The 20,482-nt window shown below is 41.4% G+C and carries 19 protein-coding genes and 1 pseudogene; 10 read left to right on the top strand and 10 right to left on the bottom strand.

Annotated features, from left to right (window positions below; all coding sequences use genetic code 11):
• Positions 1-124 precede the first annotated feature (124 nt).
• Positions 125-490, bottom strand: coding sequence for a helix-turn-helix domain-containing protein (locus I8748_RS20170; RefSeq protein ID WP_198125864.1), 366 nt, complete (start codon positions 488-490; stop codon positions 125-127).
• Positions 491-614: 124 nt separating this feature from the next.
• Here I8748_RS20170 and pstB point away from each other — a divergent pair, with 124 nt between their 5' ends.
• The 5 genes from pstB (at position 615) to I8748_RS35230 (ending at position 4,126) form a co-directional block, all read left to right on the top strand.
• Positions 615-1,433 (top strand): phosphate ABC transporter ATP-binding protein PstB, encoded by an 819-nt coding sequence (gene pstB / locus I8748_RS20175; protein ID WP_198126345.1) that lies wholly within the window; start codon positions 615-617, stop codon positions 1,431-1,433.
• A gap of 227 nt (positions 1,434-1,660) precedes the next feature.
• Entirely contained in the window at positions 1,661-1,948 is a 288-nt protein-coding gene (locus I8748_RS20180; RefSeq protein WP_198126346.1) for a DUF5132 domain-containing protein, read from the top strand.
• A 213-nt stretch (positions 1,949-2,161) separates the two neighbouring features.
• Complete coding sequence (locus tag I8748_RS35220; RefSeq protein ID WP_225896485.1) at positions 2,162-2,587, top strand: HAD-IC family P-type ATPase; 426 nt, start codon at positions 2,162-2,164, stop codon at positions 2,585-2,587.
• On the top strand, positions 2,588-3,610 hold the full coding sequence (locus I8748_RS35225; protein ID WP_225896486.1) for an HAD-IC family P-type ATPase: 1,023 nt from the start codon (positions 2,588-2,590) through the stop codon (positions 3,608-3,610).
• Positions 3,611-4,126, top strand: coding sequence for a cation transporting ATPase C-terminal domain-containing protein (locus I8748_RS35230; protein WP_225896487.1), 516 nt, complete (start codon positions 3,611-3,613; stop codon positions 4,124-4,126).
• A 70-nt stretch (positions 4,127-4,196) separates the two neighbouring features.
• Here I8748_RS35230 and I8748_RS20190 read toward each other — a convergent pair whose 3' ends face one another.
• Both I8748_RS20190 and I8748_RS20195 read right to left on the bottom strand, forming a co-directional pair.
• A complete protein-coding gene (locus I8748_RS20190) occupies positions 4,197-4,853 on the bottom strand; it encodes a GDYXXLXY domain-containing protein (RefSeq protein WP_214662674.1) in 657 nt (218 codons plus the stop codon).
• Positions 4,854-4,939: 86 nt separating this feature from the next.
• Positions 4,940-6,379: a DUF2157 domain-containing protein gene (locus I8748_RS20195; protein WP_198126347.1), complete on the bottom strand. Its 1,440-nt coding sequence runs from the start codon at positions 6,377-6,379 to the stop codon at positions 4,940-4,942.
• A 41-nt stretch (positions 6,380-6,420) separates the two neighbouring features.
• Between I8748_RS20195 and I8748_RS34680 the strand changes: the two genes are divergently transcribed.
• Together I8748_RS34680 and I8748_RS20200 are read left to right on the top strand one after the other, a co-directional pair.
• The gene (locus tag I8748_RS34680; protein ID WP_214662675.1) at positions 6,421-6,558 is read left to right on the top strand and encodes a hypothetical protein; all 138 of its coding nucleotides are present in this window, start codon (positions 6,421-6,423) and stop codon (positions 6,556-6,558) included.
• A gap of 66 nt (positions 6,559-6,624) precedes the next feature.
• Complete coding sequence (locus I8748_RS20200; protein WP_198126348.1) at positions 6,625-9,255, top strand: tetratricopeptide repeat protein; 2,631 nt, start codon at positions 6,625-6,627, stop codon at positions 9,253-9,255.
• A gap of 209 nt (positions 9,256-9,464) precedes the next feature.
• On the opposite strand, the gene I8748_RS20205 is transcribed toward I8748_RS20200, so the two are convergent.
• Together I8748_RS20205 and I8748_RS20210 are read right to left on the bottom strand one after the other, a co-directional pair.
• Entirely contained in the window at positions 9,465-10,883 is a 1,419-nt protein-coding gene (locus tag I8748_RS20205) for an FAD-dependent oxidoreductase (protein WP_198126349.1), read from the bottom strand.
• A 118-nt stretch (positions 10,884-11,001) separates the two neighbouring features.
• Complete coding sequence (locus I8748_RS20210; protein ID WP_198126350.1) at positions 11,002-11,427, bottom strand: KTSC domain-containing protein; 426 nt, start codon at positions 11,425-11,427, stop codon at positions 11,002-11,004.
• A gap of 440 nt (positions 11,428-11,867) precedes the next feature.
• Between I8748_RS20210 and I8748_RS20215 the strand changes: the two genes are divergently transcribed.
• The gene (locus tag I8748_RS20215; protein WP_198126351.1) at positions 11,868-12,440 is read left to right on the top strand and encodes a fasciclin domain-containing protein; all 573 of its coding nucleotides are present in this window, start codon (positions 11,868-11,870) and stop codon (positions 12,438-12,440) included.
• Between the two features lie 57 nt (positions 12,441-12,497).
• Here I8748_RS20215 and I8748_RS20220 read toward each other — a convergent pair whose 3' ends face one another.
• Complete coding sequence (locus I8748_RS20220; RefSeq protein ID WP_198126371.1) at positions 12,498-13,511, bottom strand: sulfate/molybdate ABC transporter ATP-binding protein; 1,014 nt, start codon at positions 13,509-13,511, stop codon at positions 12,498-12,500.
• A gap of 237 nt (positions 13,512-13,748) precedes the next feature.
• Between I8748_RS20220 and chlP the strand changes: the two genes are divergently transcribed.
• The gene (gene chlP, locus I8748_RS20225) at positions 13,749-15,005 is read left to right on the top strand and encodes a geranylgeranyl reductase (RefSeq protein ID WP_198126352.1); all 1,257 of its coding nucleotides are present in this window, start codon (positions 13,749-13,751) and stop codon (positions 15,003-15,005) included.
• A 698-nt stretch (positions 15,006-15,703) separates the two neighbouring features.
• Here the strand turns inward: chlP and I8748_RS20230 are convergent.
• Positions 15,704-16,447 (bottom strand): response regulator transcription factor, encoded by a 744-nt coding sequence (locus I8748_RS20230; RefSeq protein WP_096553987.1) that lies wholly within the window; start codon positions 16,445-16,447, stop codon positions 15,704-15,706.
• A gap of 941 nt (positions 16,448-17,388) precedes the next feature.
• On the opposite strand from I8748_RS20230, the gene I8748_RS20235 reads away from it, so the two are divergent.
• Complete coding sequence (locus tag I8748_RS20235) at positions 17,389-17,634, top strand: helix-turn-helix domain-containing protein (RefSeq protein ID WP_198126353.1); 246 nt, start codon at positions 17,389-17,391, stop codon at positions 17,632-17,634.
• A gap of 58 nt (positions 17,635-17,692) precedes the next feature.
• On the opposite strand, the pseudogene I8748_RS20240 reads toward I8748_RS20235, so the two are convergent.
• The 3 genes and pseudogenes from I8748_RS20240 to I8748_RS20250 form a co-directional block, all read right to left on the bottom strand.
• A pseudogene (locus I8748_RS20240) lies at positions 17,693-18,001 on the bottom strand (Uma2 family endonuclease); the annotation flags it as partial.
• 38 nt (positions 18,002-18,039) lie between these two features.
• A complete protein-coding gene (locus tag I8748_RS20245; protein ID WP_198126354.1) occupies positions 18,040-18,774 on the bottom strand; it encodes an HAD family hydrolase in 735 nt (244 codons plus the stop codon).
• 474 nt (positions 18,775-19,248) lie between these two features.
• Positions 19,249-20,277, bottom strand: coding sequence for a 30S ribosomal protein S1 (locus tag I8748_RS20250; RefSeq protein WP_198126355.1), 1,029 nt, complete (start codon positions 20,275-20,277; stop codon positions 19,249-19,251).
• Positions 20,278-20,482 lie beyond the last annotated feature (205 nt).

The following is a 20,482-nucleotide window of genomic DNA, read 5'->3' on the forward strand; positions in this document are numbered from 1 at the left end:
CAGTCGTGTCATTCCCAACCTCAAACCGGATTCATCTACAAATACCAAATTATGTGGGTCTATACCTAAAACCCAATCTCGATAATCAAAGCGCATTTGATTGACTCGTGAACTGTCTTGCTCGCTAGCATATAGTGTTTTTTTTAGTGGTCAACTTCAACCTTTGAACTGCTCGATGCATAGTCGTAACACTGACTTCGACACCACTTTTGGCTGCAAAACCAGAGCATAATTCTTCAAGTATTGCATCTGGTTGCTCATCAACTAACTGCTCAATTACTGCCAAACTACTATTCCTGATTTTAGCGATCGCACCTCCTCCATGAGGCAAAGATGTCACCTGTCCCGTGTCTCGATAGCGACGAATTAACCTTTTAATGAAGGATACACTCACTTGAAAGCGTTCAGCCAATTGGCGTTGCGACCCTTGTTTGGATTCATAAGCATTTATCACACGTTGGCGTAAATCTGTTGAGTAGGGAGCCGGCATAACTATGAGTATTTTTGCTGCTCCTTCAGTTTACTAAATTTGGTGTCTATTCAATTGAAAAACGCTGTAAGTTATTGCAATTTTCAGAAAAGACTACTTCCTTTCATCGACAAAAAGAAAAATTATGGCAGCGCCTTCTTTGCCATCTGTGAATGCCTACAGTGCAGATAGCGAAGTTATTTTACACGCACAGATAGAGGCGTTTTATTATGAAAAATTTATGGCTTTGCGTAATGTTGACCTTCCCATTTACAAAAACTTAATTACAACTTTTATTGGCCCTTCCGGTTGTGGTAAAAGCACTTTACTTAAATGTTTTAATCGTTTGAATGATCTTATTCCCCAAACTCGCTTACAAGGGCAAATTCTGTTTAAAGGTCGCAATGTCTATCATCCTTTAGAAGATGCAGTAGTCTTGCGCCGCAACATTGGGATGCTTTTCCAAAAGCCAAATCCCTTTCCCAAATCCATCTATAATAACGTTGCTTTTGGGCCCCGCATTCAGGGCTATCGGGGAGATATAGATGAAATTGTAGAGTTGTCATTACGTCGTGCAGTTCTTTGGGATGAGGTTAAGCATAAGCTCAAAGAAAACGCCCTCTCTCTATCTGGTGGACAGCAACAACGGTTATGTATCGCGCGAATGCTGGCTGTGCAACCGGAGATAATTTTGATGGATGAACCTTGCTCCGCTCTCGACCCCATATCAACCAATCAAATTGAAGCTTTGATACAGGAACTTAAACAACATCACACCATTGTAATTGTGACTCATAATATGCAGCAAGCTTTACGAGTTTCTGATATGACCGCATTCTTAAACACGGAAATGAAAGAAGGAAGTCGTACTGGCGAATTAGTAGAGTATGATCGCACTCATATAATTTTTCACCAGCCAAAACAAGAAATTACCCGCCAATATGTCAACGGTAATTTTGGTTGAAATAGAAAATATTATTCGATGCTAAAACTTAATCTGTCTATGGGTATATTATTCTCAACTTTAGAGTCTTTTAATTGGAATTATTATGTTAAATAACCAGCATGATCCACAATATAATCAAAACTCAATTAACGAATAAAAGTTCTAATAAAAATATTTTTCTTGATGATTGATTTATTTAATCTTGGATAGAATGAAATTGTAAACATCAATGGACTAATAAGATTATGGCACCTAAAATCATACCTGATGTTGAAAACTTAGTTGAAGACCTTGGAGTTCCAGGGATTGCAGCAATAGTGCTTCTTCCAGTTATCGTTCCAGTAGTAACGGGTGTTGGCAAACCAATAGCTAAAGCAGCCATTAAAGGCGGAATCCTCATCTATGAAAAGGGCAAAGAAGTAATTGCAGAAGTTGGTGAAACCTTTGAGGATATTGTGGCTGAAGCTAAGGCTGAACTTGCTGAACAACAAGCTGAAGCTGAGGTTGAACAATTTGAATCGTCAGCTAGTTAAATTTCACTACCAAACCGAAAGAAATCAATGTTAATGGTTGAATTTTGTGGCTTGTACGTGCAATGCAGTACATTTTTTTGGAAGATGGATAAAATATCCATCTTTTTTAATATTACAAAATTTTTCAAAATATCTATAATGTATAACAAAGTGCTGTTAGCGGAAGTGGGGCGTTCAGCCCGTGTTGAGTAAAAACTAAGTTATTTCCAGGTTTTGAGCAATGTTAGCAGTACAGGTACGGCAGTAGTAGTGCAAACTGGTAGCAATACTTACTTGGGTGCATTCGCTCAAACTCTTGTCGGTCAAAAAACCCTCTCCAGTTTTGACAAAGGAGTAAATGGCATTAGCTTCTTACTATTGCGGTTTATGCTGGTCATTGCACCTTTGGTATTTTTCATCAATGGGTTTATTAAAGGCAATTGGACAGAGGCTTTCTTTTTTGCCCTATCTGTGGCTGTGGGGTTAACGCCAGAGATGCTACCGATGATTGTAACAGCCAATTTGGGGAGAGGCGCGATCGCTATGTCTGATAAAAAAGTGATCGTTAAAAATATCGATTCCATCCAAAACTTTGGTGCAATGGATATTCTCTGTACCGATAAAACAGGCACTCTCACCCAAGATAAAATTATTTTGTAAATGCACCTGGATGTTTATGGCGAAGAAAATGACGAAGTTCTAGAGTATGCCTATCTCAATAGCTTCTATCAAACAGGATTAAAAAACCTACTAGATGTGGCTGTACTAGAACATATCGAGTTACACGCATCTTTAAAAGTTGAAAAAGATTTCCGCAAAATTGATGAAATTCCCTTCGATTTTGTCCGCCGTCGCATGTCCGTAGTTGTGGAAGAAACCCATCATAAGCATATATTGATTTGTAAAGGTGCAGTCGAAGAAATTCTGCAAGTTTGCACTCAAGTCCAAGCTAATGATCAGATTTTACCCATAGAGGAATCAGTCCACGCCCAAGCATTGCAATTAGACCAGGAATTAAACGAAGATGGATTAAGAGTGATTGCTGTCGCTTATAAAGAACTACCACCAGACCAACTCACATACTCAGTAGTCGATGAGTGTAATTTAATTATGCTAGGGTTTATTGCCTTTCTCGACCCACCGAAAGAATCAGCAGCCCAAGCAATTAGCGCCCTGAATCACAATGGCATCCAAGTAAAAATATTAACAGGTGACAATGAAATTATTGCTCGCAAAACCTGTAAAGATGTGGGTTTATATGTTCACCACACCCTAATAGGTAGCGAAGTTGAGAAATTATCTGATGAAGAATTAGCAGAGATAGCAGTCACAACGACTATTTTTGCCAAACTATCTCCCCTACAAAAAGCTAGAATCATTCAAGTTTTACGCCGTAAAAGTCACATAGTCGGCTTTCTGGGAGATGGAATTAATGATGCAGCGGCTTTACGGGAAGCTGATGTTGGTATCTCCGTGGACACAGCCGTAGACATTGCTAAAGAGTCAGCAGATATTATCCTGTTAGAAAAAAGCTTGTTGGTATTGGAAGCAGGGGTGAATGAAGGGCGCAAGACATTCGGCAACATCGTCAAATATATCAAAATGGGTACAAGTTCCAACTTTGGTAATATGTTCAGTATGTTGGGAGCAAGCGCCATGCTGCCATTTTTACCGATGAGTTAAGTGCAAATACTGTTAAATAATCTACTCTACGATTTTTCTCAAACTGGAATTCCCTTTGATCATGTGGATCGAGAATACCTGACTAAACCGCGTAAATGGCAGATTAATGATATCCAGAAGTTTATGCTTTACATCGGCCCCATGAGTTCGATTTTTGACTATGCGACCTATGCTTTAATGTGGTTTGTATTTGGTGCCAACTCAATAGAAAAACAAGCACTGTTTCAGACAGGTTGGTTTGTGGAAAGTTTGTTGACTCAAACGTTAATTGTCCACATTATCCGCACTGCGAAAATTCCCCTAATTCAAAGTACAGCATCGCTACCCATGTTAATGGTGACTCTGACGATTATGGCGATCGGAATTTATCTTCCTTTCTCTCCTATCGCATCAGGGTTGGGATTTGTGCCTTTACCTGCTAGTTATTTTCTCTGGTTAGTGTTGATTTTATCTAGTTATTCTGTGTTGACACAGTTAGTAAAAACCTGGTTTGTGAAAAAATATGGCTACAACTAAACAATACCTTCAATAATTTACGAAAGGTAGAGTCTAACCGTAGTATCGCTACAGATTTACGGCACAATAGTTAAAATTGATATTTGCGATCGCGCACCCACATACTTATCAGTACAGCTTTACCTTGGGCGTTCACTTTCACTTCTACTACTATCGGTTGTCTTTGTCCTGGTTGAGTTGGTCTAGCTGCTGAAATATCCTGATTAATATCGTTACGTTGATCCTCCGGAATATAATAAGTTTCCAAGCCGTAAGAAATTGAATTATAGCTACTGTAACGTCCTTGCAAAGCTATCTGATTTGCAGGTAGGGAAGTCGGAAGTTCTTCACTTAGCCGCACAGGTTTCCACGCTTGAGGAACTTTACCAGAGGATTTTTCCTCTTCCAGAATGACGTAAAAACTTGTTCCTGACGCTAAAGGCTGATATTTTTTGTCTGTACCAGGATATTGCTTTACCAAATCTGTCCAACCAGGAAGTTTTGCTAAATTATCTACACGAGAAATTTCATAATTCAGCGTCACCGAATAACCGCGCAGTAAATCGTAAGGATCTACAGGTTGAGTTTGCAAAATAGCTGTTTTACCTGTAATAACTGTGTAAACTGATTGAGCCGGTACTGCTAAAATAAATGCTGTTTGTATCAGCAAAGGTACAATAAACCTCCAAATAACTATAGGCTGTTCTTTTGGTTCGGCTGGCAAAGGTAATGTTTCGTTAGTTTCCATAAAATTAGGAAGCAGGAAGCAGAAGGCAAGAGGTATAAACACAGAATAAATCTGACGAAACTTAATTACGAATTACGAATTACGAATTACGAATTATTTTCAGATATAGTTGGTCGAGAGGACAAATAACGTTCAAACCACAAACCGGCGATAATTACCCCAACACCACATAGGACAAAAATCAAGGATTTGAATAATAAGGCGGTGTCGTACTCTAGCATCCGACTAATAATTTGTAGTGTTAGTAATACTATGCCACCCCAAAAAGGTCGTCGTTCCCCTAATTCCAGTGCTTCTCGAATTAATTTAAATGCCAAAACTGCTAAAAGAAGATTAAACGCAAAGATGGGAATAACTTGAATGGGAGTGATAGCTTGATGCACAAAGATGACTAAGGCAGTGATTACAATCAAGCTGCCAATAAAAATACTTTTTACTTCTATTGGCTGACGCTGTTGGTTTGGGGTTGGACGTAACAAATGCCACCATTGCCATACAGCTAAAATTATGAAAATTGCCACATCTAAAAAAGGTAGCCAGGTTGCTAAAGGAGTGTTCCTAAATTGAGTTTGATAACCAATCATCCGCGCTTGCCACAACCAACGGAAAGAAAGAAAATAAAATGTGATGCTAAAAAATGCCCAAGTTAGCGATCGCGCGAACGGCTGAAACCTTTTAGAATTAACTTGGCGAAACAGTGAATCATCATAACTCCACAATAAGGCTGGTGGCACAGTAAAGGCAGCTATAGTAAGCCAAAGCGGAGTATCTGTGTATGTGATAACTTCCAACGACCTGAGATGAGATTGCCAGGATATCACAAAAGCGATCGCTGTAATTCTAAAAATCCAACGGGAACGACACCAGTAAGCTAAAGGTACAAACAGTAAACTCAAGACTAAAGGCAGATGTTCTATAACTGTCACACCCCATGTCAACTCATTAACTGCATAGTACCAATTGAACAATCCTATCCAAGACCCCATTAGCATTAAAATTAGGGCAAGCATCCCCAAGGAAGTCAAGCGCAAACTGTACGCCATCAGCAAAACAGCTAATCCCCAACCTAAGAACAGTTCGTAACTAGAACCGTTAACATGGTACATTTGTGCTAATAGCGCCATATTAGCACCTATGGTCAAAGAGCCGACAATTAGCAAGCCTTCTCCTAAGACACGTTGACGGCGTTTTCTGTCTCTGGAGGACTGATTATTTCTGGTGGCTGGTTTCCACAGGCTAAAACCAGTAATATTTGTCACCAAGAATAAACTCAATAGTAAAATTAACTTGACTTCTCTAGTTAAAGCTTGCCAGTTGGCAGCGACAAAAGTAATTACACCCAAGCCTAACAATATTGCCCCAACCGCTATTAAGATAAAAACGAAGCGATCGCGAGCAGCCGTTTCTAAATGATCAAATTCATACCTTTGTGCCAATCTTTGATACAAATCGGCATCAATTAACCCCTCACTCTGCCATAGTTGCGCTTCAGTACGCAACTTGCGGCGAAAATTATCCAACAACATAATTTTTTCAGCTATATATACGAAAATATTCGGATTCCAATATGCCGATGCTCACATTTAATCACTTCAGTACCTACAGAAAGTGTCCAGTTTGTCAAGTGGAATACAGTTATCCGCAGATTATTCTACCTATGGGCGATCGCTACTGTCTGACTGGCGCTAATAAAATTTCACAATAAAATTCTGCTATAGATTGGAGAGAAGCGTGCCGCTTCCAAAACTGGCTAACAGATGGGATGGTTGTAATGAAGAACAAGAACCAAGTTGTTTTTACCTTAATGTTGAAAAGCGCTGTTGTCTTTTCACCCTTACTGCTATCTGCTGGTATTGCCAGTGGACAAACCCCAGCATCAGCCTCTAGAGATATAATTACTGTTCAGGCAATCACCAATCAGCAACAGGAAGAATTAACGCGACTGAGGGCAGAAAAACGCCTGCGAGAGCAAGAAAAATTAGAATTGGATCGCGCTTTTAATCGTATCAATATCTGGTTAGTGTTATTAAGTTTATTTCCAGTGGTAATCATTGCTTTATTTTGGTTGCTGCGTCGGGTAGCAATCCGTGAAATTGTGAATAGAGCAATGGCACAACTAGAAGGAATAGAAAATTTACAAAATCAACTAACTCTTGTTAAACAAGAAGCTGAAAATACGATTCAAGAAGCGAAAAAGCTCAATCGTCAATTAGATAAGGAAGCTGAGGCACTCAAACAAAATATCAAATTACAGCAGGAAAATTTATCTGTTTTAGCATCTGAGTTATTGCAAGCCAAAGATAATCTGTTTACAGGGTTAGAATCTGATATCAAAAATGTACAAGAGAAAGTAGGAAAATTAGAATCGGAATTTGCCGCACAATTAGCCCAATGGCAATTGGATAATCAACGACAAAAAAATCAGACGCTCGAAAATTTAGGAAAACTCGAATCGGAACTTGCCCAGCGACTATCTGAATTACAGTTAGGTGCTGAACAGCAAAAAAATATCGCTTTAGAAAATATAGAAAAATCTAGGGATGAATTCATTGCTTTAGTTGCCAGCTTGCAATCTGATACTCAGCAAAGAAAGGATAACATTCTAGAAAATTTAGCAACCTTACAGTCAGAATTTGCACAGCAGCTATCAAATTTACAACTTGATGCTCAACAACATAAAGATTTAACCCTCGAAAATATCAAAGAGCTAATATTAGGCTTGCAATCTGATACTCAGCTACGAAAAAATGAAATTCTAGATACTTTAACAAAGCTGCAATTTGAATTTACATCACAGCTATCAAATTTACAAGTTGATGCTCAACAACAGAAAGATTTAACCCTTGAAAATATCAAAGAGCTAATATCAGGCTTGCAATCTGATACTCAGCTACGAAAAGATGAAATTCTAGAAACTTTAATAAAGCTGCAATCAGAATTTACATCACAGCTATCAAATTTACAAGTTGATGCTCAACAACAGAAAGATTTAACCCTCGGAAATATCAAAGAACTAATATCAGGATTGCAATCTGATACTCAAGGAGAAAAAGATAAAATACTGGGAAGTTTAACAAAGCTGCAATTAGAATTTACATCACAACTATCAAATTTCCAAGTTGATGCTCAACGACAGAAGGATTTAACCCTCGGAAATATCAAAGAGCTAATATCAGGCTTGCAGTCTGATACTCAGCTACGAAAAAATGAAATTCTAGAAACTTTAACAAAGCTGCAATCAGACTTGACATCACAACTATCAAATTTCCAAGTTGATGCTCAACAACAAAAAGATATCATCTTGGAAGATATTAGAGAGCTAATATCAGGATTGCAGTCTGATACTCAAGTAGAAAAGGATAAAATTCTCGAAAGTTTAAGAAACTTGAAGTTAGAATTTATATCGCAGCTATCAGAATTACAAGCAGATGTGCAAAATCGCAAACAGCTAATTCTTGAAAATTTAGAGAAATCAGGTTCAGAGTTGCTCTCTGAATTTACTGATTTGCACTTGAACGCTCAACAACAAAAGCTGCTGATTTTAGAAAAGCTGGAAAAATTAGAGAGGCAGTTTGTATTTCAACTTTCAGAATTAAAATTGGATGCTCAACAACGCAAAGATTTAATACTAAAAGAATTAACTGAAAATCAACCGCCATCTATTCCTGAATCAAAGCCAGCAGAGTCACCACAGCCACAGCCGGAAGTATCAGCAGATGAATTTGTGAAACAGGGAGATACTCTATTTGCTGAGAAACGATATAAAGAAGCGATCGCAGCTTACAATCAAGCCATTAAAATCCAACAAGATCAACCTGTTATTTGGTTAAAACTAGGCATCAGTCTGGGAAGATTGAAACGCTATAAAGATGCCATTTCGTGCTATGATCAAGCGATAAAAATTCAGTCAGACTATCATCAAGCCTGGTGCGATCGCGGTGTCGCTTTTGGCAACTTACGACAGCATCAAGAAGCTTTTGCCTCTTTTGACAAAGCTACCCAAATCAAACCTGATGATGCAGTTGCTTGGTTAAATCGCGGTCTTTCTTTGGTAGAATTGGAAGAATACGAAGAAGCGATCGCCTCGTTTGACCAATCGCTACAACACAAACCTGATTCTGCGAAAGCTTGGGATAAACGCGGCTATACTCTAGTGAGACTGGGACGTGATGATGATGCGATCGCTAGTTTTGACAAAGCCTTGGAAATTAAGCCAGACTATGCCAGTGCATATTACAATAAAGCAGCCTGCTATGCACTACAAAAAGAAGTTAAATTAGCTGTAGAAAACCTGCAACAAGCGATTCAACTTAATCCCAGCTACAAAGAAGAAGCCGCAACAGACATTGACTTTGATGAAATTGGTGATGATGAACAATTTAGAAAGTTAATTGCAGAGTAAATAATTAATATTTAAAAACTTCTAGGATCTACGCTCCAGAATTTTTCGGATATTAGGGAGAGCAGCTTCAATAGTTTAACAGTCAATACCATAAACAGAAGGTCGTTGACCGATGACAGATAACAATCATCAGTCATCAGTCATCAGTCATCAGGAGCCAGTGCGTTGCGCGGGTTTCCCGCGTTGAAGCAACTGGCGTTCATCAATCATCAACCTTCCGTCTTCAAAACTTTTATTTTGGAAAAGGTATTGTTGGATAAAACTGAGTTAACTACTTGCCCTAAAACTCGTATCACAACACTGGGTGCAAACAGCGAATTTGGCTGTTTAACCATGTGCATTACTTCCACAAATAACCGATAAACATCAGGATCTTTAACTGAAATCTCCATGACTTCATCCATATATCGATGCATGAATTGAGTAATTTTATCTGGTTGTCCGCCTTCGGTAGTATCCCAGCGAAAATCTTCACCGGTTGCCATCAACCAAGGAGTTTCTAAAACTTTAGCCAGTTGCTTTTGAAATTGTTTTGTTAAGCCTGTGAAGTTGTGCTGTTGCTTCTGTAAACAATCATGTAGAGTTAGCGCACCTAAAGCAGCAGTGGTCATACCTTGCCCGTAAATTGGATTAAAAGCACAGACAGCATCGCCAATTGCAACCAAGCTATCTGGCATCCGAGACAGCTTTTCATAATGATGCCAGCAGTTTTCTGTACGCCGATACCCATGTATGGGAGTAATGGGTTTGGCGTCTTTGACGAATTGGTAAATCTCAGGAGTACGCAAACTGCGTGCAAATTCTATAAAGCCGGCTTCATCAGTTGGTGGATAGTCTCGACTAATACCAATCAAGATCACACCCCAGCGGTTGCCTTCTATGGGATATAACGCACCACCACGTTTGTCATGGGGTGGTTGAGAAACCACATACAGCACTTTCCAATCTGCTTGGAAATTCTCTGGTGGTTCATACCAACAAGTACTGTAACCTAAAAATGAGTTAATCATGGTTTCGCTGGGGGATTCGTAGCCGATTTTCTCTAACCACTTAGGCAACTGAGAGTTACGTCCGCTAGCATCAACTACGAAATCTGATGTTAATTCTTGTTCTTGGGAATCATCCAAACAACAAAGTTTTACTCCTGTGACTCTGGAATTGTCTGTATTAGTGACTAACCCCTTGACTTGAGTCGCCGATAAAAATTCTATATTACGGTAATTACTTAAACGACGACGGACTACCCACTCCAGAAAAGCACGACTGCAAGTGCGGGTAACTAAGTCCGAAGAACCACGGTATCCCCAACCCCGCGCATGAAAAAAACACGATTCTGCTGTCCAGTTGACACTCGGCGCACCTGCTGTAGTTAGTTCCGCTTCCATACCAGGGAACAACTGTTCTAGAATGCGATAACCTCCAGTCAGCATTACATGAACGTGATGTCCTTGGGGAACTCCGTGACGTGTTTCTGGCTGTTGTGGTAGGTGGTCGCGTTCTACCACTGTGACATACTCGAAATGTTCTGCTAAGATTCTTGCACTTAACAGTCCAGCCATGCTACCCCCAATCACAATAGCATGACTTCCATTGCTAGTTTTTTGTTGTACCTCAGTCAGCTTAGACATACTTGGTCTATCTTATGAAAGATGATTACATTCTTCATAAGTACCAAGAATTTAACTATATGTCACGGTGCGTCAAGGCTAACGCCTAACACGCCACTACTGTCTACTGCTGAAATCTCTAATAACAATAGTCATCAGTATCTATACGCTCAGATTCAAATCTACCTTTAATTTCTTCGTTGAAAAAACTACCAATTGAATCTGCTGAATGTAAATCTTCCCAAGTTTGGGAGTCTACACCCGTATATTGATAAACTGCTCCATTTTGAAACTCAACTTGCAAAATGCATTCGTCGCTATCGTAGCCCACAGCCGCCGCCATTGATGAGTTAACTGGTAGCATGGCAATTGGTTGTTCTGCAAAAGGCAGTGCAGGAGTTTCAGCAATAATTTCGTTCAGTTCTTGCAATCCTTCGTAAGCTTGTATCGGTGCAGGAATTTCCAAAAACTCCAGTTCATCACCTCGGTCAAGCAATAACTGCAAATATCCGTCAGAGTGAGCGATCGCTAATAAACTGCTCAAGTCTACCTTAGATAGCTTCATTATTTTTGATCAAACAAAATTTTTATAGTACATTTATACTAAAAAAGCCTTTGGCTGTCAAGATGACAACCCATGAATTTAAGTGAATACTAATCTTATTGATAGTTTGAAAAAAAGATCGCAATTTTTCGTATCTGCATCTATCATAAATTTTAAGTCTATATAAAGTCTGGGTAAAGATACAATAAAGAGCTTGACATCTGTATACGCGGCTGATGTTCGCTCTTAAAAATGGGTATGTAAGGTAGTGTATTGCCTTGCCCATGAAGGTTTTAAGTCAACTGTAGCTGTTAATGGTTAACAGTTAGTTGTAAAGTATCAAAAATAATCCAGGCTAAAGCTGTGCGAACACGGAAAGCAGGTCTTGAAATTCAATCACAGTGTTTTGGTCAAGATCTGAGCAAATCACCACATCTAGGCAAAATCTGGAATTTCCACCCATGCATAGGCAAAAATCCCGACGCTTTTTGAGTCAAACAGTTATGATTGCGATCGCTGTGGCTACTGTTCTAGCCAGCGTTCCCATTTTGGCGAAATCTAGCTTTGTTTCATCATCACCCAAGCCTGCTGCATCAATTGCTCAAGCAACTACTACAGGCACAATTGTCGATATTGCCAGCGCTGACAAATCTTTAAGTACCCTAGTAACAGCTGTCAAAGCAGCGGGTCTTGTGGAAACCCTTTCTGGAAAAGGCCCATTTACAGTGTTTGCACCCACAAATGATGCATTTGCTGCTTTACCAAAAGGTACTTTAGAAGAATTACTCAAACCAGAAAACAAGGATGAATTGCAAGAAATTTTGACTTACCATGTCGTTCCTGGTGCAATTGATTCTAAAAGTCTCAAATCTGGCCCACTTAAGACAGTTGAAGGCGAGGAACTGAACGTTAAGGTTGAAAATGGTCAAATAACGATAAATGGGGCAAAAGTAACCACAGCAGATATCAAAGCCAGTAATGGAGTGATTCATGTGATTGATGGTGTGCTGCATCCACCGGATGTGCAACTGTAGTTAGCTAATCAGTTATCAGTTATCATTGCTCACTGATAACTGATAACTGTCTTTTGATCACGAATAATACACTGGAAAAGATTTCGCATCTTTTGGCTTGACAAACACGCGCTGTTGTGGTTCTAACTGTAACTCGTTATAGCGATCGCGTGTTAAGTTGGCTGTCACTACTTGCCCATCATCTAAAGTTAATTCCAGCTGAATTTCCCAACCTAAATGTATCAGCCGACTCACTTTGGCTGGTGCAGTAGCGCCATTGGGAGTCTTTTCTATAATCACATCTTGCGGACGCAAAAATACTTGTGGATGTGATGTCTCAAACCCACTCCTCTGGAAAATATTCGCTGTGTTGGGCAAAACGTTCACTGGCCCAATAAAGCTCATGACAAATGCCGTTGCCGGATTGTCGTAAATTGCTGCTGGTGTCCCCACCTGTTCTACGCGCCCTTGATTCATCACCACAACTTCATCAGAAACTTCCATTGCTTCTTCTTGGTCGTGGGTGACAAAAACTGTGGTAACATGTACTTCATCATGGAGACGCCGTAACCATGCCCGTAAGTCTTTGCGGACTTTGGCATCAAGTGCCCCAAATGGTTCATCCAGTAATAATACTTCGGGTTCTACAGCTAGTGCCCTGGCTAAAGCTACCCGTTGTCTTTGACCACCGGAAAGTTGTGAAGGATAGCGATCGCCCAGTCCACTTAATTGCACCAATTCCAACAACTGTTCTACTCGCCCTTTAATCTTCTTGGCTGGGGCTTTGCGAATTTCTAAACCGAAGGCAATATTTTGCCGCACAGTCAGATGCTTGAATAGGGCATAGTGTTGAAACACAAACCCAATATTTCGTTCTTGTACACTTTGATATGTGGCATCTTTACCTGTGAGCAGTATTCTGCCGCTATCTGGCATTTCCAAACCGGCAATTAAGCGCAGTAGGGTGGATTTACCAGAACCCGATGGCCCCAGCAAGGCAACCAGCGAGCCACTCTTGATTTCCAGACTCACCTGATCAACTGCTTTAAAACTCCCGAACTGCTTGGATACATTATCAACTACAATACCCACTGCTGCTGACCTCTGCAATTTTAATACGGCTTATTGCTAGGTTTACCGTGTTTTATTTATACCATATATAAAATAGTTTTGACTTTCAAGATTTGGTTTGACGGATGATGGATGACTGATGACAGATAACAATCATCCGTCATCAGTCATCCCTTTTGTATCGAAATATTAAGGAATATTGCATTTCTATCAAAACCTGACCTGAGAGCGCGAAATCAGTCAAAAGTCCGTGATACGATGCTTTCGGTAAATGTGAAGATTGGGAGAAGACCTTTGACACTACGGGTTGCTGTTGTTGGGTCAGGCCCTGCTGGTTCATCTGCCGCTGAAACACTGGCTTCATCTGGGATTGAAACCTACCTGTTTGAGCGGAAACTAGACAATGCCAAGCCCTGCGGGGGAGCGATTCCCCTGTGTATGGTGAGTGAGTTTGACTTGCCACCAGAGATTATTGACCGCCAGGTACGGAAGATGAAAATGATTTCGCCTTCCAACCGTGAGGTTGATATCAATCTGGTAAAACAAGAAGAATATATAGGAATGTGCCGCCGTGAAGTGCTGGACGGCTTTTTGCGCGATCGCGCGGCAAAATTAGGTGCAACATTAATTAATGCTACCGTTCATAAACTCGATATACCGACAAACAACACCGACCCTTATACCATCCATTACGTTGACCACACAGAAGGTGGGCCACAGGGCATTACTAAAACCCTGAAAGTGGATTTAATTATTGGGGCGGATGGGGCTAATTCCCGCATTGCTAAAGAAATGGATGCAGGGGATTATAATTATGCGATCGCTTTCCAAGAACGCATTCGTCTTCCCGAAGACAAAATGGCATATTACAACGACCTTGCCGAAATGTACGTAGGCAATGACGTTTCTACTGACTTCTACGCTTGGGTGTTCCCCAAATATGACCACGTAGCTGTAGGTACTGGGACAATGCACGTCCATAAAGCCAGTATCAAACAGTTGCAAGCTGGTATCCGCGCCCGCGCTAGTGAAAAACTGGCAGGCGGTAAAATCATCAAAGTAGAAGCACACCCCATTCCCGAACATCCCCGTCCTCGCCGCGTAGTCGGTCGCATCGCTTTGGTAGGAGATGCTGCTGGCTATGTCACCAAATCCTCTGGTGAAGGCATTTACTTTGCTGCCAAGTCTGGGCGGATGTGTGCTGAAACCATCGTGGAAATGTCCAACAGTGGTAGCCGCATTCCCACAGAAAATGACCTGAAGATTTACCTGAAGCGTTGGGATAAAAAATACGGACTCACCTACAAAGTGCTGGATATTTTGCAGAGTGTGTTCTATCGTTCTGATGCTACCCGCGAAGCCTTTGTAGAGATGTGCGCTGACCTTGATGTGCAGCGGCTAACATTCGATAGCTATCTGTACAAAACAGTTGTCCCCGCCAACCCCATCACTCAACTAAAAATTACCGCCAAGACAATTGGTAGTCTAATTCGCGGTAACGCCTTAGCTCCTTAATAAGAGTAAAATCAGGCTTAACAACAACAGAGGAGACGGGGAGTAGATAATTCTAAATTCAAGATAAATAATTTTGAATTAGGGATTAATTTACTCCTCTTCTCCTCTGATATTTTGGGGTGCTGAAATTAACTATAAACTTGAACCTGAGAAAAAATCATAAATTGTGCGATCGCATTTTTGCCAATTTCCTCCATTATGCGATCGCTAATTTTTAATTTTGCCAAGCTGTACTACTCATTCGTAGCGATATGCATGTCATTCTGTAGGCGTTCCCCTAGACACTCAAACAGCATCTTTTCGTAGAGTAGGGTATGCCCACAGATTAGACAGCCAAGTAGAGTTGAGACTATAGTCGAGCAGAGTGCAGCTTGCCATAAATACACAGAGGCAGATTTTCGTAGAGTGGGGTAGAACCTACCCTGATGTTTTTGTTACACTGCATCTAACTCACCATGACCATAACAATACTGACTAATGAACTCTAGTACAGCGTGGCAGAAATAATTATCCAGTGGAAAAAAGCTTAAAAGCTTACTGTACAAACTTTCTTACCTTCTGCCTCGAAAGAGTCATGATTGGTGAGTGCTGAGTGTGGAGTTAGCAGTGCTTCCCTTGCTTTGCTGCTGCTCTGCTCCCCTGCCCTCTATCATACTTGGTGGTGTACGAAGTTCACAGGGACTACTTCCTGCCTGCTTTCACTCAACTGCTGATGTTGAAACCCCCTCAGTTGATGGAGGAACGCTGGGCAATTCCAGACAGTATCCTGCACCATACACTGTCTTGATGTAGCGGGGGTGTCGGGGATCTGGTTCTAGCTTGGTTCTCAAGTGCCGGATATGTACTCGAATCGTTTCGATGTCATCATCTGGATCGTAACCCCAAACTTCTCTGAGGATTTCGCTAGGAGAAACTGTCTGACCGTGGCGTTGCAGCAAACAGTGAAGTAGCTCAAACTCCAAGTGAGTCAGTTTCACAGTTTCACCAAACCATATGGCTTCAAATCTTTCGGGAACAAGGGTCAGCGGCCCATAGTTCAGAATCTCACTGTGCTTTGCTGCTTGAGGAATGCGGTCAGTACGCCGCAATAATGCCCGTACCCGCGCTAGCATTTCTTCAACTTCAAAGGGCTTGGTGAGGTAGTCGTCTGCCCCAGCATTGAAGCCTTCTACCTTATCCTGAGTTTGGCTTAAAGCCGTCAACATTAACACGGGAATCTCAGCTGTGCGCTCATCCCGGCGTAGGCGTTGGCAAACTGTAAATCCATCAACTCTCGGTAACATCAGGTCAAGCATGATCAAGTCTGGTTGTAGCTGGAGTGCTAGAGCTTGACCTTTGATACCATCTTCAGCTTGGCTGACATCGTAGCCAGCCATTTCCAAGTTGACGGCAACTAGTTCTGAAATTGCTGGGTCATCGTCTATGACAAGAATCCTCGGCATTCTTAAAAAATTATTACTACTTATTAAGGATAAATAAGAACCTTTGGTAAATACAAAGATTGCTGTATTGATTATAAAAAAGATTTTAAATTTAACATAAAAATTAAAACTGAAGGAGTGAAATCACAACTAAATTACACGAAATTCAAAATATGATGTGTTATTGCCCCTACAATCTGTCCCGATTTTTGCAAAATAGTGTGGCAATGGCTGTCTACACTGCTTTGTCGGGAAGAGGTGATTGGAAAAGAACAACTACACATCTAGAGCCGCCCTATCATAAAACAATTTTTATAGGGTAGGCAAGTTTTGCCTATTTTCGCATAAATGCTCATACAAGCGCTCTGGATCAACAATGGTTTTTAATGCTGCTGGGACGTAAGGTACACGCTCAAGGATATGCTGTGGTGTTATAGCAAAGTGCGCTCGTGCTGTAGACGCTTGGTGCGGCTACTATTCGAGAACGCCTAACGGCGAACCCGCTATCGTGGAGCCAGTGCGTTGGAGAGCCAGCGTCGTGGTGTTAGCGTGACGTTAGCGACGTAGGAGCGTCGGCAACGCGGTGAGGCAGCCCCCAACAGGAGCGGTTTCCAGCGAAGCGCGAGTCTTCTCCCCTTGGGGAGACGCTACGCTTTCCGAGCGTCTGGGGGACTGCCGATCTCAAGAGCGGTAGCGAGCTTGCGAGGGTCACCCGTAAGGGTCTTGGAGGTCTCCATGAGCGACTGGCGTCCGGCTCTGCCGACAGCCGCGCACAAGCGCGTTGCTGAGTAAAAACCAAGTTATTTCAAGGCTAGTAGCAATCAGCACTGTCCTAAAGTATGGTTCGACTGCTATAAATCTACCTATTCTTTAGGTTCAAAAGTAGGAACTTAATTATTTTACATTAGTATTCCTAGTTGTGAACATTTACTTAGTTATGCTCCTCTGAGACTATGAGGGGCATGGGAAGAGCAGGAAAAGCACTAAAACAAGTACTCGAAACCTATAACATCAGCCAAAATCAATTGGCAGTGACAATGGGCATAGGACGTTCCACTGTTCACTATTGGGTTAATCAGACAAGAGATCCTCTGGCTGAGTCAATTCCAGAGATTGTTGAAGCGTTAGAGAAGATTAACTCTGCTGCTGCCAGAGATTTTTTGGTACTGTACTTGGGGCGCATCATTCAGAATGACAACCCCACATAAGCCAAATTATTTGTTGTGTGGCTAAGCAATTTTGTAAGGCGAGGAAATGCGATCGCAGCTAAGACTTACTCACTGGTGGTAACATTTCTAAAACTGCAATACTTAAATCAGGGAAATCTAAAGGTGAGATAGTCGCATCTTCTGGCAAAACTACTTTGCTTTGATAGCCATCCTGAGTTGGTTCTCGAAAGACGTGCAATTGACGATTAACGACATCTAGCACCCAATAATCTTTAATTCCCGCTTTGGAGTAAGCTTTTGCTTTGGTTTCGCAGTCTAGTTTCAGGCTGCTATCTGCTACCTCAATAATTAGATAAACTTCAGGCGGGGTAGGATGGTGGTCTGCGTAGTCCAGTGGGTCTACTTTTGACGGATGATTGATGACTGTGTATTGGAATTACGGAATCAAGCTTTTACAACTTGGATTTCATCAAGTTGGTTAATAATCACATCCGCACCTTGGACATTATCTGACTTACCTATCCAAGTGATACCAATACAACCTGCGGCTATTGCATTACGCCCCATTTGCATATCACCTACAGAATCTCCCACCATCAATGTAGCGCCTGGTTCAACTCCTAAAGCTTGGCAAGCTTGCAAAAATAGCACTGGGTCTGGTTTGCTTGGCCCATCATCCACTCCTATTTGCACTTGGATGTAATCACTTAAGTGATGGTGTATCACAAAATCATTTACTTCTGCTGTTGTCGCAGCTGAAATGATGCCAAGTTGAATTCCTGCTACTGACAAGGTTTTTAGTATCTCCAAGCTTCCTGCAAAAAGTGGTACAGGAGTTTTGCCAATATATTTTTCGGCTTCGTCTAAAGCCTGACGGGCTATTTTGAGTGACTCAAACCATCCTCTACCAGTTTCAGCAATATATGCAGCAGCAGCAATTTCTGTTTCACGGCGACTCGCTACCGATATTAAACCTGCTGGGTCGAGGGTATTACTATTAATGCCAAACGCCATTAACAATGGTTCCCCTATTCCCGGAATTTGAGCGTCTATCAACCGCGCTGCTTTTTGTCCTAGCGATCGCAAGTAAGCTTCTGAGTCTTCTAATGTACCGTTTTTGTCAAAAAAAATTGCTTGGATATTGTTAAATATAATATTTCTACATTTAATAGTTGCCAAAAGATTCACCCCGCTGATTGAGTTAGGAAGGCGCAAGGCTTTGCACCCGTACAGAAGTTATACAATTTTGGATTTTAGATTTTGCGAAAAGTTGCGTGCGGTGAGCAGTCCGTTCGGTCGCCAGACTTGAAGGAACTGCGAACCCGTTCGCTCGAAGAGCGTTCCCGCAGGGTAGGGGGCCCTGAAGCCCCCCGCCCTTGCAAACTTTTCAAGACGGATTTTGGATTATAAAAAAGTTAGTAGGGGCGGGTTTACCCAGATGATCATTAATAATTGATAATATTTTTAAACCCGCCCCTACCAGTCTTCCATCACCCGCAATCATTTTTCAAATTAGTGTCACTAATAACAACCTTTTCCAAGAGAATTGTATATTGACCGTTAACAATCATCAGTAAACAAAAAAAAGAGGGAAAATCCCTCTTTGTAAGATATTTCGATATTTTAATACAGATAAGTAGAACTACAACTGAATTACTCTTCAATAGCTACTGGTATCTCTTCTTCTTCAGTTTCAATAGCTGCTGGAATGTCTTCCTCAACTACAGCATCTACCCCTTCTGCTGCTTCCACAGGTAAAGTCATTACCGCAGGAGCGCCTTGTTGTTTAGCTAGCAGCTGTTCTCGATATTTAGCTGCCATTTCTTCTGCTTTATCGTAAACTAAATCGCGGTTTTTAATCATGTCGCCGGGTTCGGGTTCCAGCTGTTTGGTGGACAAGGAAATCCGACCCCTTTCGGCATCCAAGTCAATGATCATAACTTTTACTTCGTCATTGACATTGAACACACTGTGAGGTGTATCAATATGCTCGTGGGAAATTTCCGAGATGTGCAATAATCCGCTGACTCCGCCAATGTCAATAAATGCACCGTAAGGCTTGATACCACGAACTGTACCAATTACTACTTCGCCAACTTCTAGGCGGTTCATCTTGCGCTCAACCAATGCGCGACGATGGGATAGAACTAGGCGATTGCGTTCTTCATCTACTTCTAGGAACTTCAAAGGCAGTTCTTCACCTACCAATTCTTCTTTGGGTTTACGGGTGCTAATGTGAGAACCGGGGATAAATCCACGCAATCCTTCAATTCTGACCAATGCGCCCCCACGGTTGGTAGCAAATACACCGGAACGAACAGTAGCATCTTCTGCTTGCAGCTGACGCACCCGTTCCCAAGCCCGCATGTACTCAATCCGACGAATGGAAAGTGTTAGCTGACCGTCTTCGTTCTCATCTGTGAGAATGAAAAATTCTCGCGTTTCATTTGACTGTAATACTTCTTCCGGGGCATCAACCCGGTTAATAGACATTTCTTGTATAGGTATATATGCTGCTGTTTTAGCACCTATGTCAATCAGAGCGCCGCGCGGCTCTATACTGAAAACAGTTCCTGGTACAATATCTCCAGGGCTAAAGTGATAATCATACTTGTCAAGTAGAGCAGCGAAATCTTCGTGAGTAAATCCAATTTCTGTAGCGGTTAAGTTCTGATTGACCATGCTGATTGGTTCCTGGTTTTAGTCTCCGTAAAGGTTGTGGCCTGAGGGTGATGTTTATGTGAACTACCCAAGGGGGGTCTACACTTAACATCTTTTTCCATCCTAGCGCAGAAAAGCTAGTGTTAGCACATATCAACTTACAGATTGAAAATTATATCATATAATGATGTGCGTTAATGATTAGTCAGCTTTTAGGTATTTAGAC

The organism is Amazonocrinis nigriterrae CENA67, assembly GCF_016056305.1.
Taxonomy (GTDB): Bacteria; Cyanobacteriota; Cyanobacteriia; order Cyanobacteriales; family Nostocaceae; genus Amazonocrinis; species Amazonocrinis nigriterrae.

Excerpts from the sequence above, each read along its gene's own strand:
- I8748_RS20205 (WP_198126349.1), bottom strand. The coding sequence starts at position 10,883 with ATGTCTAAGCTGACTGAGGTACAACAAAAAACTAGCAATGGAAGTCAT.
- pstB (WP_198126345.1), top strand. The coding sequence starts at position 615 with ATGGCAGCGCCTTCTTTGCCATCTGTGAATGCCTACAGTGCAGATAGC.
- I8748_RS20250 (WP_198126355.1), bottom strand. The coding sequence starts at position 20,277 with ATGGTCAATCAGAACTTAACCGCTACAGAAATTGGATTTACTCACGAA.
- I8748_RS20215 (WP_198126351.1), top strand. The coding sequence starts at position 11,868 with ATGCATAGGCAAAAATCCCGACGCTTTTTGAGTCAAACAGTTATGATT.
- I8748_RS20230 (WP_096553987.1), bottom strand. The coding sequence starts at position 16,447 with ATGCCGAGGATTCTTGTCATAGACGATGACCCAGCAATTTCAGAACTA.
- I8748_RS20195 (WP_198126347.1), bottom strand. The coding sequence starts at position 6,379 with ATGTTGTTGGATAATTTTCGCCGCAAGTTGCGTACTGAAGCGCAACTA.
- I8748_RS34680 (WP_214662675.1), top strand. The coding sequence starts at position 6,421 with ATGCCGATGCTCACATTTAATCACTTCAGTACCTACAGAAAGTGTCCA.
- I8748_RS20235 (WP_198126353.1), top strand. The coding sequence starts at position 17,389 with ATGGGAAGAGCAGGAAAAGCACTAAAACAAGTACTCGAAACCTATAAC.
- I8748_RS20180 (WP_198126346.1), top strand. The coding sequence starts at position 1,661 with ATGGCACCTAAAATCATACCTGATGTTGAAAACTTAGTTGAAGACCTT.
- I8748_RS20190 (WP_214662674.1), bottom strand. The coding sequence starts at position 4,853 with ATGGAAACTAACGAAACATTACCTTTGCCAGCCGAACCAAAAGAACAG.
- I8748_RS20210 (WP_198126350.1), bottom strand. The coding sequence starts at position 11,427 with ATGAAGCTATCTAAGGTAGACTTGAGCAGTTTATTAGCGATCGCTCAC.
- I8748_RS35225 (WP_225896486.1), top strand. The coding sequence starts at position 2,588 with ATGCACCTGGATGTTTATGGCGAAGAAAATGACGAAGTTCTAGAGTAT.
- I8748_RS20200 (WP_198126348.1), top strand. The coding sequence starts at position 6,625 with ATGAAGAACAAGAACCAAGTTGTTTTTACCTTAATGTTGAAAAGCGCT.
- chlP (WP_198126352.1), top strand. The coding sequence starts at position 13,749 with ATGCTTTCGGTAAATGTGAAGATTGGGAGAAGACCTTTGACACTACGG.
- I8748_RS20170 (WP_198125864.1), bottom strand. The coding sequence starts at position 490 with ATGCCGGCTCCCTACTCAACAGATTTACGCCAACGTGTGATAAATGCT.